General features: G+C 52.5%; 17 protein-coding genes. 5 read left to right on the top strand and 12 right to left on the bottom strand.

Annotation, left to right across the window (positions count from 1 at the left end; genetic code table 11):
* Position 1 precedes the first annotated feature (1 nt).
* The 10 genes from WG622_RS10025 to WG622_RS09980 all read right to left on the bottom strand — a co-directional run bounded on the left by WG622_RS10025 (position 2) and on the right by WG622_RS09980 (position 8500).
* Positions 2-445, bottom strand: a complete 444-nt coding sequence (locus WG622_RS10025; RefSeq protein WP_339403459.1) for a c-type cytochrome — start codon at positions 443-445, stop codon at positions 2-4.
* A 26-nt stretch (positions 446-471) separates the two neighbouring features.
* On the bottom strand, positions 472-1854 hold the full coding sequence (locus tag WG622_RS10020; RefSeq protein ID WP_339403458.1) for a multicopper oxidase family protein: 1383 nt from the start codon (positions 1852-1854) through the stop codon (positions 472-474).
* Positions 1855-1870: 16 nt separating this feature from the next.
* Positions 1871-2764 (bottom strand): c-type cytochrome, encoded by an 894-nt coding sequence (locus WG622_RS10015; RefSeq protein ID WP_339403457.1) that lies wholly within the window; start codon positions 2762-2764, stop codon positions 1871-1873.
* A 1-nt stretch (position 2765) separates the two neighbouring features.
* Positions 2766-3368, bottom strand: a complete 603-nt coding sequence (locus WG622_RS10010; protein WP_209357070.1) for a c-type cytochrome — start codon at positions 3366-3368, stop codon at positions 2766-2768.
* Between the two features lie 38 nt (positions 3369-3406).
* Positions 3407-3721 (bottom strand): hypothetical protein, encoded by a 315-nt coding sequence (locus WG622_RS10005; RefSeq protein WP_209357071.1) that lies wholly within the window; start codon positions 3719-3721, stop codon positions 3407-3409.
* A 2-nt stretch (positions 3722-3723) separates the two neighbouring features.
* Positions 3724-4179, bottom strand: coding sequence for a c-type cytochrome (locus WG622_RS10000; protein ID WP_209357072.1), 456 nt, complete (start codon positions 4177-4179; stop codon positions 3724-3726).
* Positions 4179-4751, bottom strand: coding sequence for a L,D-transpeptidase (locus WG622_RS09995; RefSeq protein ID WP_339403456.1), 573 nt, complete (start codon positions 4749-4751; stop codon positions 4179-4181). The genes WG622_RS10000 and WG622_RS09995 overlap by 1 nt, the downstream gene beginning before the upstream one ends.
* A gap of 15 nt (positions 4752-4766) precedes the next feature.
* Complete coding sequence (locus WG622_RS09990) at positions 4767-6215, bottom strand: ATP-binding protein (RefSeq protein ID WP_209357074.1); 1449 nt, start codon at positions 6213-6215, stop codon at positions 4767-4769.
* The gene (locus tag WG622_RS09985; protein ID WP_209358129.1) at positions 6212-6931 is read right to left on the bottom strand and encodes a response regulator; all 720 of its coding nucleotides are present in this window, start codon (positions 6929-6931) and stop codon (positions 6212-6214) included. Before WG622_RS09985 ends, WG622_RS09990 begins: the two co-directional genes overlap by 4 nt.
* A 996-nt stretch (positions 6932-7927) precedes the next feature.
* Positions 7928-8500 carry a L,D-transpeptidase gene (locus tag WG622_RS09980; RefSeq protein WP_209358130.1) on the bottom strand — a complete coding sequence of 191 codons (573 nt, stop codon included), beginning with the start codon at positions 8498-8500 and terminating at the stop codon, positions 7928-7930.
* Between the two features lie 215 nt (positions 8501-8715).
* Between WG622_RS09980 and WG622_RS09975 the strand changes: the two genes are divergently transcribed.
* A complete protein-coding gene (locus tag WG622_RS09975; RefSeq protein ID WP_209357075.1) occupies positions 8716-9147 on the top strand; it encodes a hypothetical protein in 432 nt (143 codons plus the stop codon).
* Between the two features lie 48 nt (positions 9148-9195).
* Here the strand turns inward: WG622_RS09975 and WG622_RS09970 are convergent, their stop codons facing one another.
* Positions 9196-10023 (bottom strand): penicillin-binding transpeptidase domain-containing protein, encoded by an 828-nt coding sequence (locus tag WG622_RS09970; RefSeq protein WP_209357076.1) that lies wholly within the window; start codon positions 10021-10023, stop codon positions 9196-9198.
* A 290-nt stretch (positions 10024-10313) separates the two neighbouring features.
* Positions 10314-10904, bottom strand: a complete 591-nt coding sequence (locus WG622_RS09965; protein ID WP_339403455.1) for a Crp/Fnr family transcriptional regulator — start codon at positions 10902-10904, stop codon at positions 10314-10316.
* Between the two features lie 75 nt (positions 10905-10979).
* Between WG622_RS09965 and WG622_RS09960 the strand changes: the two genes are divergently transcribed.
* The 4 genes from WG622_RS09960 to WG622_RS09945 all read left to right on the top strand — a co-directional run bounded on the left by WG622_RS09960 (position 10980) and on the right by WG622_RS09945 (position 14118).
* The gene (locus tag WG622_RS09960) at positions 10980-11336 is read left to right on the top strand and encodes a hypothetical protein (RefSeq protein WP_339403454.1); all 357 of its coding nucleotides are present in this window, start codon (positions 10980-10982) and stop codon (positions 11334-11336) included.
* 481 nt (positions 11337-11817) lie between these two features.
* Complete coding sequence (locus WG622_RS09955) at positions 11818-12072, top strand: DUF3489 domain-containing protein (RefSeq protein ID WP_209357079.1); 255 nt, start codon at positions 11818-11820, stop codon at positions 12070-12072.
* 4 nt (positions 12073-12076) lie between these two features.
* Entirely contained in the window at positions 12077-12490 is a 414-nt protein-coding gene (locus WG622_RS09950) for a DUF2924 domain-containing protein (RefSeq protein WP_339403453.1), read from the top strand.
* Complete coding sequence (locus WG622_RS09945; RefSeq protein WP_245168726.1) at positions 12412-14118, top strand: recombinase family protein; 1707 nt, start codon at positions 12412-12414, stop codon at positions 14116-14118. Before WG622_RS09950 ends, WG622_RS09945 begins: the two co-directional genes overlap by 79 nt.
* Positions 14119-14128: the final 10 nt, after the last annotated feature.

Genomic DNA, 14128 nt, shown 5'->3' with positions numbered 1-14128 from the left:
GTCAATCCTGTTGTTCTTCGGCCTCTGAGCGTTCGGCCTGAATTTTCTGAATGCGCTCCGGCCACGTCGATTTGATGTAGGCCAGAACGTTGTGAATTTCGGCGTCTGTCAGCTGGTCGGCAAAGCCGGGCATTCCGCTATCGAACTCAATGCCCTTCGTCGCCATCAAAGCTTTGCCGCCGAGTTTAGTATAGTCAAAGAGCAGACTGTCCGGATGGTGCCAAGTGTGACCGGTCTCATCATGCGGTGGCGCAGGCAATCGTCCATCCGCGCCGGAGCTACGCCAATTCTCCTGTCCTTCAAGGTTTGCGCCATGACAGGCAGCGCAATACTCAGCATAAATCTGTTCACCCGCAACGATATCCCCTGCACCGCTACCTGCCGCACGTGCTGAAAGTTGTTCTGGTCCGGACCAGAACCAAGCACCGCCCGCTGCGACGGCCATTATGAAAATGACCACCGAGTAGCGCATCAGGCAACCTCGATACGGGTCATCATGCCGGACGCTGCATGCGACAACATATGACAATGCAAAAGCCACTGGCCCGGATTGTCTGCGACAAAGGCGATCTCCCGCGTCTGGTCTCCAAACAACAAGGTCGTGTCTCGCAACGGGCCCAAACGACCGTCCTCGGTGACCTCATGGAAATGCATGCCGTGCAGATGCATTGCATGAGGAAAAGCTGTGTCGTTGTGAATCCGCAGTCGAACGTTTTCTCCCTGACTGAGCTTGGCAAGCGGCGGATTGTTCATTGTCCCAATGGCACCGTTGAATGCCCAAAACTGGCCTTCCCGAACCAACTGGCGGAAATTCAGTCGCTCGCCGTTAAACGTTGCGGCTCTAAGACTTCCCATTGCGCCGCCTTCCATGTTCAAGGAAAGCGACGTGGCCCCTTCAAGTTTCACCCTCTGATGCGAATTTTCCGGGAGCGGTTTGGGCATATTTCGTTTGGCCTTGGCCGATTGACCGGTCACATCATAGCGAACTTGCGGCCATGCTTCCCCATCCAGAATTGCAAGAAGGTATGCAGATGATCCCACATCAGCGGTCACATCCACAAAAACATCTGCGCGTTGTGCAGGGCCCAGAATAAAGGACTTTCCAATTTTCTTGGGTTGGGACAGGGGCATCCCGTCTAGCGCGACGACCCAACCATCAAGTCCTTCCAACCGCAATTGAAAGAGCCGGGCATTTGCCGCATTGATAATCCTCAGACGCCGACGCTCGTTTTTGCGTGCAGTCTTCGCGAGACCTGACACCCCGTTGGTTGCAATGAAGTTTCCGTTTCGACCTGCATGGCTGCGGTCATGCGGCGATTCAAAGGCGCTATCAATCTGGCCAGTGGCCGGATCGACCAGCCAGTCGTCCAGCACAAGCACGTCTTCTGCATCTACATCGGGCGGGGAAGGTTCTTCTACGATCAAAGCGCCGTACAGGCCACGCGCCACTTGCTCAAATGACCGATTGTGCGCGTGATACCAGTAGGTGCCAGCATCTGGCGCGATGAAGTCGTAATCAAAGGCGGCACCCGGTTCAACGGCGTCCTGTGTCAATCCGCTGGCCCCGTCCATCGCGTTGTCGATGCGAATTCCGTGCCAGTGGATCGACGTTGCCTGCGGCAAGTCATTGATCAAATGTCGCTGTACCCGGCTGACTTGCGCGACACGGATTTCAGGGCCGGGCATGGTGCCGCCAAATCCCCAAATCGTCGTCCGCCCGTACTCTTGGGGCAAAAGCTGCATATCCGCAACCTGCGCTGTCAGAGCGGTTGTGCCCACTGCCCGAGCAGGCAACGCGAGAACGGCGCTGCTCGCGGCCAATCCGCCAAGCACCTGTCTCCGTGTCGGGTTCATCCAAAGTCTCCTATCATCACGGTTGGTCCATTAGATATTCGGCCATAGCGTCCAGATCTTCGGTTGACAGGAATTGAGTTCCAAAAAGAACAACCTCCCCCATCGCGTTGCCGAATGCGTCGCCAGACGGTGTAATACCGGTCTTCAGAGCGTATGCCAGACTTCCGGCGTCCCAGCCCTCTTGTACAAGCGACGTGGTGTCAATCGGAGGTGCCTTTCCCCCACCGGGCAGCATATCAGACCCTGCAAACTTTGCTGTTGCGACCTTTCGTCCGCCCAGCAGATTGCGGGTGGTGTGGCACGCAGCACAGTGCGTCGCTCCCTCGACCAACCATTTGCCCCGATTCCAGCTGTCGCTTTTGCCTTCAACTGGTTCTGTTAGCGGGTCGAATTGAAACAGCGCACGCCACAACTTCAAACCCGCACGTTGATTGAACGGAAACGCCATCTCCGGCGCGCGCGATGGGGTTTCAACAGCAGGAAGTGTCTGAAACGCAGCCCAGAGATCGGCAACCTCTTGATCAGTGAAATCCGCGTAAAAGGAATAAGTAAATGCGGGATAATAAGGCTCTCCCGCGGGCGAAATACCTTGCCGCACCGCAACGGCGAACTGCTCAACCGTCCAGTTGCCGATGCCTTGCTCAGGATCGGTGGTCAGGTTTGGCGAATAGACCGTGCCAAATGGTGTATCGAGTTCAACACCACCAGCCAGCGGCGCGCCACCCTCCGGATTTGTATGGCAGGCGATGCAACCGGAGGCCCGGGCGAGGTAGGCTCCCCTGTTCACATCGCCTGTCAGATTGGCGAGCTCAGGTGACGGTGTGGCTCCTATAGGCCAGACGGTCAGCACCACGAAACCGATTGCCGCCGAGACGGCAATCGCTCCGGTGCCCAAAAACAGGCGACGCATGTCAGTTCGACTCCAGCCGGTACTTGGAATGGCAGGCTGAACAGGTCTGGCTAATCCGGGTGAAAAGCATATCAGCGGGCATGGAGGCCAACATGTCGGCATCCATCATGCCGTCACTTGATTGACCCATCATGCCGCCCATTGCCGAGTTCCCTCCCATCATGGTTCCCGAACCCATCATGTTTCCCGTTCCCATCATGGACCCGCTGGTTCCGCCGGACGCCTGTACGGCCAATCCGTTGTTCGCAGCCTCCGACAGAGTTTTGCCGAGGGTTTCGAGGTTCATTGCCAGAGACTCAAATTCTTCCCAATCGGACCAGACTTGATCTTTGGCCTCCGAGGGTTTGCCCCCGGTTCCCTCCGGAAACAGCTTGGTCATGGCTTCGCCTGAGTGCATTTCTACCGCAGCAGCAAAAGAGCGCACCGCATCCGCATCATATTCGACTTGCCCGCGCATGATCGGTGTCACGGCTTTCACAGCTTTCTGCATGGCCGCCATACCGTCCATTCTCTCCTTTACGACGCCAGTCGCACCGCTGTGTGCCAGTGCTACACCGGCAGTTATACTGGCCAACAGGACCAGAGTTACGTTTGTCGTTTTCATCTTTTTCTCCGTTTTTGATGTTCAGATCTATTCAGTCATCAAAATCCGATCGGTATCGGCGGATCGCGTCCCAGCTTGACCCCAACCAAATTTGTGCCCGCTGGAGTGTTTGGTTTAGATAAAGGCGTGTCGGCTGGTGTATGTTCAAACGTCTCTTGTAAGTAAAAGGTTACGACGCATTCAATTGCACGATGGCAATGCGCGTCGCCATCTGGACCATCCAAATAAACGTCTGCGACCAGGTCAGGAGAGAGCGATGAATGTGCCGCTGCATCGGTCGGCGAAAGAACAAAAATCAGCGCCGCAATGGCCGTTAGCAGCAGGAAACGAATATACGAGGCGCTTCGGTTCACCTTCAATTGATCCCATTCTCGCGCTGCAATTCGCGAACGTATATGGCCACAAGCTTCACTTCACCATCTGTGATGCCCTCGATCTGAGGCATGTTTCCAAAATCCCAATGATGCGCTCGTACTCCGTTCTTCGCCGCCATTATGAATGCCATGTCGGAATGATGCGAAGGCTCGTAAATCTTGTGAACCAAGGGAGGTGCGACACCCTTTTGACCTGCGGCGTTGGCACCATGGCAGTCGGCGCATTTTGCCTCAAAAATACGTTGTCCAATAACAGCATTCTCCGAAAAGCTCACTGGAATGGCGACCGTGGCAATAGGCGCACCATCTTCTATTCCACTTAGATCCGGAGGCGTCATCGAATGCCCCGCCGGCTGCGACGGGTTCATCAGTTGGTAGCCAAACACCGCGATACCCGCCACCAAGACGGAGCCCACGAACAATCCTGCTTTGCTCATCAAATCAATTTCACCTGCGTGCCAATAGGAGTCCGTTCATATACTTCCTCAATCTGTTCGTTAAAGAGCCCAATACACCCGTTTGACGACCGGCGCCCGATCTTGCGGGTGTCCTGTGTTCCGTGGATACGGTAATAGGTCCAGGACAAGTAAAGCGCTCGCGTGCCCAAGGGGTTTTCGGGCGCTCCGCCCTCTATTACCAAGGGCCACTCCGGGTTTCGTTCGCGCATCGATGGTGTAGGACGCCAACTGGGATTTTTCCGCTTCTCGACGACAGTTGTATAGCCCCGTTTGGTCAGTTCATCTGTCAATGGCACCGACGTTGGGTATACTCTCATTTTGCCATCCGCAGTCCAGTGCTGCAAAACTCTCGTATTTGTATTTGAGAGCAAGATTCCCTTGCCGATGCTTTCAAAATGGTCCTGCCAATCGTGCAAAACAAAAGACGACACGTTGCGCCGCACCCCACCATTTCCACTAGACTGTGCCAGAACCACCGAAGGCGCAGCGAGCGCCGTTGCCGTCGCAACGAGTAGACTTCGTCGGCTGATAGATTTGGGCGGTTCGGTCATTGCCTGCCTCCGTATTCATCGAGGATGGCTTAACACTTCGGCTTCGTGGTGTTGCGTATCATTTTGTAACGACAGCGATAGCTCGCTAGTTTGTTGCGACACCACAGCGCCCGGAAGCGTTGCACACGCACAGAGTCCACCAGCCTGCCGATTTGACAAAGCAAGTGTGCCACCGTGCGCTAGGAAAACGCTTCGTGCGATGGAAAGACCGAGCCCCGCCCCACCTGTTTCACGAGAACGGCTTTGCTCTAGTCGCACATAGGGCTCAAGCACCTGTTCGATCTGCTCTTCTGGAATTCCCGGACCATTGTCCTTCACACAGATTGCGAGGTCGCTGCCCGTGACAGACCAGTGTACTTCGGCGACACTGCCGTATCGCTGAGCATTCTCAATCAGATTGCGCAGCGCGCGAATAACAGCCGTTTTGCGTGCTGCGACCACTAATCCGTTGGGCCAGTCTTCTGGTCGCGCGCCTGCGCGTTCCATTATTTCAGAAAGCAATACGTCCTCCACGGCCTCTTCGGTTCCAACCCCACGCGCGTAAGCAAGTGTCGACTCGACCATTTCGGACATTTCTTCTGTCGAACGCACAATACTTGCCTGAGTCTCGACGTCATCGACCATAGCAGATTGGACCCGCATCGCCGTAAGCGGAGATCGCAAATCATGCGCCAGGGCCGCCAGCATCATGGTTCGATCCGCAACAAACTTATGCAACCGATCCTGCATCACATTGAAAGCTTGCGTCAGCGCCTTCACCTCTGGTGGCCCGGCAGGGGTGAGCGGCACAACCTGGCCTCCACGTCCTAACGCTTCCGTCGCCTGCTTCAAGGCCGTCAGTGGCCGTGTCAACCGAGCGATGACAAACCAAAATACAGCAAGTGCGCCCAGCCCGGCAGACAGCAGAACCGATAAAAACGTGGCAGACGATAGCTGCCATGGCGGCCTTTCAAAACGCGTTGCCACATTCAACCAATTTCCACCGGAAAGGGCGATGGAGATTTCGAGCTCAAGCGCCGCAAGTGTACCGCGCATCATATCGGCGTGCATCTCCGCCAATTCCGGAGTTAGATTTGGAACTGGCAGGACGATCCCATCAATTTCATGAACTTCCACCCTTATGGCTCGGCTGAAACTGTCGTTCAATAATGCGCGAATACGGGCCTCAACCGCCGCATCCTCATGATGTTCTCCATCCATCACCTGTGCAACTGGCCCAATTTCGAAACGCACCAACGGGGAACTCGCGGCCATGACAATTTGCTGATGTAATTCAGATGGCGCGCTCTCTATCAGGAGAGCAACATTTGCGGCACGACTCGCTGCCTCTGCTCCCAACGCAGCTTGCACCGCTGAAGATCGTTCGTCTGCGAAGAACACAAGGCTTAGTGCTTGGCCAACCAGAAAAGCTGCCCCAACTAGAAGCACAAGTTGAACGCGCAAAGAGAGACTGAACTGCTTCATGGAAGTATCTCGACATCACAGGACAATACGTAGCCTCCGTTTCGGACTGTTGCGATCAACCGCGGACGTAGAACGTCAGGTTCGATCTTCTTGCGCAATCGACTGACCTGATTGTCAATGGTGCGATCGAAAGGGCCCGGTAATCTGCCTGTCGTTTTGAGCAACAAGTCGTCACGGCTCAAGGTAACTCTCGCATTTTCGATCAATGCGAGAAGCAGCATCGCTTCACCAGAGGTCAATACTTCCATGCGACCGTCCTCTCGCTCAATCACGCGTGCGTCAACATCATATGTGGCTCCGCCTAGGAGCACCTTTTGACCTGCCAGATCGTTTTTGTTAGCCGCTGTGTTTGTACGCCGTAATATCGCTTTTATGCGAGCCAATAGCTCAGGCGGATTGAACGGTTTTGCAATGTAGTCATCCGCACCGTTTTCAAAACCTTTCAGTAAGTCGGCATCACTGTCCAAGGCCGTCAAAAGCAGCACCGGAATTGACGTCGTTTCTCGCAAACGTGCACAGGCAGTTAGCCCACTCTCGCCCGGCATCATCACATCCAGAACGATCAAATCAGGCGTTCTAGCCCTTATTTGAAAATTCATCTCAGCAGCGTTTTGTGCGGTTGCCACCTCCATTCCATTGCGTTTTAGGTACCGCGCGACGGAGTCACGGATCTCGGGATGATCGTCTACGACTATTATGTACGATTTAGGTTCCATCATTTGCCAATACATTAGCGATACGTCTGACGCCGCTAAGACTTTGTCGCAGAATGTAACAGTCAAGGCGTCCCATTCCAAACCTAGTTACCAACCTGCCTAAGCCCTGACAAAGATCTGGCGTTCGTTAATTGACGTCGCACTGAGTAAGCTAGAAAACCAACTTTGGTCCATCTAGTTGAGTTTATGAAAGTGTTGACGAAGTTGCGAAGCAGAAATTGAGGAGCGACGCATCCCAAGCTTTCAATGCCACACCAAAACGAAAGGACGACTTGGTGATCTTTCTCACGATAGACGTGCCACGCTCTGGTCTCCCTGGGTTCTAGCTAACCGGTGTTTATTTTTGTTGGACTAGTCCATACGGCCCCTTCGGTGTCGCGAACCAACCTGCCAATTCTATCTCTGAAAGCTACGATCAGTTACCTGTAGCCAAACCTCACCGAAAAAGCTTGACATGATGTGCAGGTTTTGGTGCCCTTCAGGCGTTTTTTTTTCAATGTTTCCATCGACATCCAATCGAGTTGTAGGAAAAGGATTAGCGTCCTGCTGTTGTATGCAAATCGAATTGGCCACAAACATGCGTGTTAGGCTAAATTGCGCTAGGCGATTAAACAAATACTCCGCACTTTGTCGCCCAGTTTGGTTGTTTTTACGATTGGCCGTAGAATTAAATTACTGGTTTTGACCAAATCTTCCCTTTGAAGCAATCAAAAGAGTACTTAACATATCCAAGTCAGAGAAAATAGACACTCTCAAACCACCGCTAAGAACTGCAGCCTTTGCCCCAACCTTAGAACGTTTAAATTTTCAGGAAATTCAGAACAAGTCGTTGCTTCATTCCTCTTTGATGTGCATTGACCAACGAATTCAATTGAGCCTGCCAATTTGAACCAATTTCTCTGATGCACCATTCTCCATCTGAAGCTTTACTGCAATAGCTTGGAGTAGCTGCAGTTCAATACAATCTGTCGGTCGTTCAAGGGTTAGCTGGTGCGCCTAGCCCTTAGGGTGGAGGTGAACTTTGGCACTAATTTCTACCCTTTCGTAAAGGTCTTTCACGTGTTCATTCGTAAGTCTCGCGCAACCATTGGAGACAGCGGAGCCAATGGTTCGAGGCTCATTAGTACCATGAATACGTAGATACGTGTCGCGACCGGCCTCATCGTATAGGTAGATCGCCCTCGCACCCAACGGATTATTTGGTCCGCCTTTCAGGCCATTTTTGTATCGCGCGTACTTGTGTGGCTCTCTTCGTATCATGGCATTTGTGGGCCTCCACCAAGGCCATTTTGCTTTCCGTGCGACCGTAAACGTCCCCGATTTGTACAACCCTTTGCGCCCGACCCCGACACCGTAGCGGATTGCCAAACCGTCATTTAACATAAAGTAGAGGAAGTAATCATCTGGTACCACGTGAACTGAACCAGCCTCCCAATCCCGTCGACCCGAGTTGACCAACTGAGGAAGAAAACGGTCGGGAAATTGATTCTTGTGTGCAAATGCAAATTGCGGTGCAGCAGCGACTGCAAGCAAGACCCCGAAAACAGATCGTCTACTAAGAGAGCTCATTTGCCAATGTCGCTGGTTTCTTCTGAATTCCATAACCACATACCTTTAAGTCTCAAACCGTGCTAAGATTAGCTCCATTCCAACCCGTGCAACTACAGCTAGTTTTGTCGCAAAATGTAACTGTTGAAATTTGGGTATTTACCCTCCACCTAGTGGACGGCCTAAGGCTTGAGGCTTGAGGCTTAGAGCAGCCATAAGAGACTCGAGCAGAAAAAATGCCAATCCTAAGCAACTACTCACCAACAACCGGCATCGTTGAACTAACAGCGCTAGATCCATTTACTCCAAATGATGTTACCGAACTAATCTCAAAAGCGAAAAGCTCGGATGTTGCCGTATCCCGTCCCAAAGTACTGTTTAACTTTTTGCTTTCTGACCTGAAGTACTTTGAAGTGTCAGAAATCCGACAGCTCATTATTCGACGAGGTTCTTTACTCCCTTTTCAACGGAACGAGCGGATAGCATTTGTAGCTGAAAACTTTGAGACGACGCTTAAAATCAGGTTTGCATCTATGTTCGCTGACAGGTGCGGTTTGAGAGAAGAGAGCAACTCGAAGTGTTTTAACAGTCGCAATGATGCCTTGGCATGGTTGACCAACAAGGCAAACGTGACCGAACCTTTGCGTTCACAAGAAGCCATAGCTTAAGGTGTCGCTAGTCTAGGATGTTGCACTAGCTTACCGAACTTTCGCCACTCAATCACAGTTGAAAGCGTCAATGTGCTCCAAGATTGCATAGACGATGGTTTTTCTCATTAAGAGAAACCTGGTATCTGGCATGTCCATGTTCAGAGCGAATACGTATGTCTCGCCAGAGCATTCTAACCATCCGACGAACCATCCAATGTCCATTGCGCTTTTGCTATGCCACCACCCTGTTTTGGATCGCAAAACCCAATTCTCTCTGGCCTCACTTACCATCATACCTTTTATCGCCGTGTATGTGTCGCCCGAAAGCTCAAGCTTTTCTTGAGCAAGTCTCGATAGGAACCCCACTTGTTCGACGGCAGAGATTTGAAGTGTATTGTCGAGCCAATAAGTTGTGAGCTGATTTATTGACCCTACACTGCTGTTTCCGTACCTGAAATCTTCTAGCGCTTCGGCCAACGCGCTGCGACCGGCAGTTCGAGCAATTTCTTGGTAAACCCACACCACAGAGTCCTTGAACGCCGTTGCTAAAGAGTGGTCTTGGTTCCAAGCTCTGACACTCCTGGGCACTCCGTCCCAAGAAAAGTTCGTCTCTGGCTTCGCATATCCTTGTTCCAGCGCGATCAACGTGTGTGGGATCTTCGACGTGGAGGCAGGCGAGAAGCGCTGATGAGCACGTTCAAGGTTGCTCGACCACACCTGTCCATCTGATTGGCGTTGAACGATGACTGCCACGTTTTCAATCTGACCGCCTGCATCTTCTACAACGTGCCCTACATCCTCTGGTTCGGTAGACGCTCTGGTGGCAAGGGCAAGCGAGATCAATGCAATAGGCAGCAATAAACCAAGTGTTTTCGCAAGCAGCACAACTTTCATTCTATTGTCGTATCCCAATCTCTTGGTCGTGTCTTCACCGTTAGTCTAAGCACGGGTGATTGAAGTAAATTTGAATGTCTGAAAAGTTAGGCGTTCTAAAAAAGAACCGAGCAAAACCAAGCATCTGAATAAAGAGAGCTCTTAGCGGAGCCTTAGATGCTTGTCTTGCCGTAAAGCGTCACTAAACCAGTTGTCGAGTCCGGAACGCCGAAACTGTGAAGTTCGGCAAGACATTCCAATAAACAACGCTGCTGGCTTGAAAAATTGGCCAGGAATTCTCGGCTGATTTCCTAATTTTTACGATCATCGTTCCGACGCGAAGGGATGTATCTGCCTCGACCCGTTTTGATCAGCATACCGTTTCCGGTCAAATCTCTCAGGGCGCGATAGCAAGCCTCTTTCGTTAGTCCGATTTGACTGGCAAATTGGGTAACTGGGCCACTTAGCATTCCCGATGTGACTGCCAGATAAACCCGATCACTCGCAGACTTTACCGCATTAAACGTCAGGAGTTGGCGGTAGCTCTGTACTTGCAATGCCATTCGTTTTGTAAGGGCCTCAGAGAACGCAGCATCTTTCCGCTGTCTAATTCGAACGGCTTTCTTTGAAATCTGAACGATCTCCGAAGATGACAGGCAAACCGCATCGCAGTGGTACGTCTCAGAGTAGATTGACGCTTCGGCAAAGGTATCATTTGCACGAGCATTGTAGATGGTCACATGGTTTCCTGCCTCTGTTACACGCATCAAACAGACTTCACCGGAAATGACGAAGAACAATCCCTTTGTTGGATCGCCTTGCCTAAACACATAATCGCCCTTTGAAAGGTGTGAAACTGAGAGCTCTTGCTCATCTAAAGAGTTGAACGGCGTAGGTAACATATGATTTCGATCATAAGCGATTTGGTGGAAAGCTTGTATCAACTGCGCTGATTACACTGCAAGAGCGGATACCTCATGATCAAATATTCCATCCCTATCATCGTGACTCTGTTTGCTAACCCTGTCTTTGCTCAACATGTCCATGGCATGCCAAACCATCCTGTTGAGGCAGGCCAGTCGGCATTCGCAGCGATTTCTGAAATCGTTCAAATCCTTTCAAAGGATCCTAAGACAGACTGGGAAAAGGTGAACATTCAGGCGCTCCGAGATCATCTGCGTGACATGGAACTCGTCACGACTGAGGCATCTGTAGACATTCGGGTTGATGGCAATTCAGCTGAGTTCACTGTTTTCGGAGCTGGGGACGTCGCACAGGCCGTTCAGCGCATGACTTTAGCCCATGCGCCAATGTTGCAAGCCTCATCCGGCTAGTTGGTAACCGCAGAGCCATCAAAAGATGGTGCTATCATGCGAATTGCAGTCAAATCAGACGAGGATCGAGCTCGCGTCCTAGGCCTTGGTTTCTTTGGCATCATGACCATTGGAGCCCATCATCAAGCACATCACTTAGAAATTGCATCAGGGAATGATCCACATCATCACCATTAGGCAGCTCAAAACCTTGTCCAATTGGAACAGAAAGAATTCGATTCCTGTCCGACGTATATTTCTTGCATATCCGCTTATGGCTAAGGACCAGACTTTGGTGAGGCACACCTGGACGGCGGCTTTGTTCCGCATCTCAGACGTTGGCGCAACCTGCAGCGAATGTCGGCCTCACGCCTTTCTTGTTAATTATCACTGGACTTCCTGACCAATGAGAGCGGTACTGTCGTCACGACACATCGCCCGGGATCGCCGGGCTCCACTCAGTACTGGCGGAGGATTGGCCTTCGCAAATGAGTGGAGAGAGATGATGACGGAATCCGCACAAGAAAGCAAAGTCGCGAAAGCTAAGGCCGTAAAGTCGGGGCCCGAGCGGCAGGAACAGCTGATCAATCTGCTGAGCCGCAAGGCTGGCGCTACGACTAAGCAGATGCAGGAGGCTTTTGGCTGGCAGCCGCATACGGCTCGGGCCGCGATATCGACACTGCGCAAGGCGGGAGTTTCAGTAGAACGCACCGACGCCAAAAGAGGTGCTGTCTATCACATCGTTGCGCTGGTGTAAGGCAATGATGAGTGCATGCACTTTCCAGCTCGAACGAGCGGTCAATGACATTGAGCGACTGGATCGACTAGGCTGCATTGAACGCTGGAGGGAGATATTCGAGCGATCACCGCCAAAACATCTATCCCTTCAATTCATGAAGCGGGTGCTGATCTGGGAACTGCAAAACAGGGAGCTGGGAGGCTTATCGGTGACGACTAGTCGCCGATTGAAACAAATCGCGTCAGGCACGACGCCATCTACACAGGCTAAGCCGGGTTCGCACCTGGTTCGAGAATGGAACGGGCGCACCTATCTGGTTGAGGTGATCAACGGCGGCTATGTCATGGATGGCAGAACATGGCGTTCTTTATCCGCCATTGCGCGATACATCACGGGCACTCGCTGGTCCGGGCCACGCTTCTTTGGAGTTCAATGATGCGACGGATCCGCTGTGCAATATATACCCGCAAGAGTTCGGAAGATGGTCTGGAGCAGGACTTTAACTCGCTGGATGCCCAGCGTGAGGCCTGTGAGGCCTATATCTTAAGCCAGAAACACGAGGGCTGGGAACTGCTGCCAAATCGCTATGACGATGGCGGCATATCGGGCGGCCATCTGGAGCGTCCGGCGCTTCAGCGCCTAATGCAGGCTGTGGACGAGAAACGCATCGAACAGATTGTGGTCTACAAGATCGACAGACTGACACGTTCGCTGGCCGACTTTGCCAAGCTGGTTGACCGGCTAGACGCGGCAGAAACTTCCTTCGTATCGGTCACCCAGAGCTTTAACACCGCCACCAGCATGGGGCGCCTGACATTGAACATGCTGCTCAGCTTTGCTCAGTTCGAACGCGAGGTCACGGCAGAACGTATCCGGGACAAAATCGCCGCGTCCAAGAAGAAGGGTATGTGGATGGGTGGTAGTGTGCCAATGGGCTATCAGCCGGATGGCCGAACGTTGAAGATAGATGAGACTGAAGCTGAAACGATCAGGACGCTATTTGGCCTCTATCTGAAACTTGGCACCCTGCGGGATGTAAAAGAACGGGCGGAGGAACTCGATCTCAAGTCCCGGAGCCGGCAACGAGCAGGCGGTCAAATGTCGGGTGGAACGCATTTCGACCGCGGTCAACTCCAGCATATTTTGAGCAACCCGATCTATGCCGGCCGCATCCGGCACAAGAAACTGGTCTATGAGGGACAGCACCCAGCCATCATTGATCCGGCGATTTGGGACAAAGTTCAGGATATGATGCAGAGTAGGGCAGCGGTGGCTCGCGGCTCCAGACAAAAGGCAATCAGATCCTTTCTGGCAGGTAAGCTCTTTGATGAAACCGGCGATCGTCTGACACCCAGCCACAGCCGAAAGAACGGAAAGAGACTTCGCTATTACATCTCTCGAAGGTTAGTCAAAGAACGCAGCCGGAAACATCCGGACGCCTGGCGGCTGCCCGCAGATCAGGTGGAGAGCTTGCTGGCTGAGCTTATTAAGCAACATCTGACCAGACCCGGTGCCGCAGCAATGCTGACTGCGGATTTGACGGCAGCCGAACTATCAGTCGTAACGGAAAAGCTTCAGGTTCAGTTTGGAGGAAAGGAACGGCTGGCTTTAATTGAGCGCGTTGATTTGCGACCGGGTTCCCTGACGGTACGGCTGGACGAGTCAATGCTTGCTGAACGTCTTGGTAGCAAACCGGAGCAGATCAATCTGGTTGAGCTGACCATCGAAGCTCCCTTCCAGATGCGCAGGCGTGGCGTTGAGCTGAAACTGCATCTGGGCGACGCGCCGGCAGCGATCGACAAAACGCTGGTGCAGAACATAGTGAAGGGGCGTAGCTGGTTGGCAATGATAATTGCGGGCAAAACCTTCTCAGAGATTGCCAATTCCGAAGGTGTCTCTAAGCGCCGTGTTCAGGATGTGACCAATCTGGCGCTGCTGGCGCCTGACGTTCTTGACCGCATCTCCACCGGTGAACAACCTGATGGCCTCACCACAGACTATCTGATCAAGACTCGCTTCTCTGCGGTCTGGTCAGAACAGCGCGATCAAGTCGCGAGCCTCTGAAAACACACCC

The organism is Cognatishimia coralii, assembly GCF_037478305.1.
Taxonomy (GTDB): Bacteria; Pseudomonadota; Alphaproteobacteria; order Rhodobacterales; family Rhodobacteraceae; genus Cognatishimia; species Cognatishimia coralii.
Note: the sequence above shows the minus strand (reverse complement) of the source record. Positions and strands in the feature narration are given on the sequence as shown.

What these genes read in the sequence shown, in the direction of transcription:
- WG622_RS10010 (WP_209357070.1), bottom strand. Translation starts at nt 3,368, where the DNA reads ATGAAAACGACAAACGTAACTCTGGTCCTGTTGGCCAGTATAACTGCC.
- WG622_RS10000 (WP_209357072.1), bottom strand. Translation starts at nt 4,179, where the DNA reads ATGAGCAAAGCAGGATTGTTCGTGGGCTCCGTCTTGGTGGCGGGTATC.
- WG622_RS10025 (WP_339403459.1), bottom strand. Translation starts at nt 445, where the DNA reads ATGGCCGTCGCAGCGGGCGGTGCTTGGTTCTGGTCCGGACCAGAACAA.
- WG622_RS09975 (WP_209357075.1), top strand. Translation starts at nt 8,716, where the DNA reads ATGCCAATCCTAAGCAACTACTCACCAACAACCGGCATCGTTGAACTA.
- WG622_RS09960 (WP_339403454.1), top strand. Translation starts at nt 10,980, where the DNA reads ATGATCAAATATTCCATCCCTATCATCGTGACTCTGTTTGCTAACCCT.
- WG622_RS09990 (WP_209357074.1), bottom strand. Translation starts at nt 6,215, where the DNA reads ATGAAGCAGTTCAGTCTCTCTTTGCGCGTTCAACTTGTGCTTCTAGTT.
- WG622_RS09965 (WP_339403455.1), bottom strand. Translation starts at nt 10,904, where the DNA reads ATGTTACCTACGCCGTTCAACTCTTTAGATGAGCAAGAGCTCTCAGTT.
- WG622_RS09970 (WP_209357076.1), bottom strand. Translation starts at nt 10,023, where the DNA reads ATGAAAGTTGTGCTGCTTGCGAAAACACTTGGTTTATTGCTGCCTATT.
- WG622_RS10020 (WP_339403458.1), bottom strand. Translation starts at nt 1,854, where the DNA reads ATGAACCCGACACGGAGACAGGTGCTTGGCGGATTGGCCGCGAGCAGC.
- WG622_RS10015 (WP_339403457.1), bottom strand. Translation starts at nt 2,764, where the DNA reads ATGCGTCGCCTGTTTTTGGGCACCGGAGCGATTGCCGTCTCGGCGGCA.
- WG622_RS09980 (WP_209358130.1), bottom strand. Translation starts at nt 8,500, where the DNA reads ATGAGCTCTCTTAGTAGACGATCTGTTTTCGGGGTCTTGCTTGCAGTC.
- WG622_RS09995 (WP_339403456.1), bottom strand. Translation starts at nt 4,751, where the DNA reads ATGACCGAACCGCCCAAATCTATCAGCCGACGAAGTCTACTCGTTGCG.
- WG622_RS09950 (WP_339403453.1), top strand. Translation starts at nt 12,077, where the DNA reads ATGATGAGTGCATGCACTTTCCAGCTCGAACGAGCGGTCAATGACATT.
- WG622_RS09945 (WP_245168726.1), top strand. Translation starts at nt 12,412, where the DNA reads ATGGCGTTCTTTATCCGCCATTGCGCGATACATCACGGGCACTCGCTG.
- WG622_RS09985 (WP_209358129.1), bottom strand. Translation starts at nt 6,931, where the DNA reads ATGGAACCTAAATCGTACATAATAGTCGTAGACGATCATCCCGAGATC.
- WG622_RS09955 (WP_209357079.1), top strand. Translation starts at nt 11,818, where the DNA reads ATGATGACGGAATCCGCACAAGAAAGCAAAGTCGCGAAAGCTAAGGCC.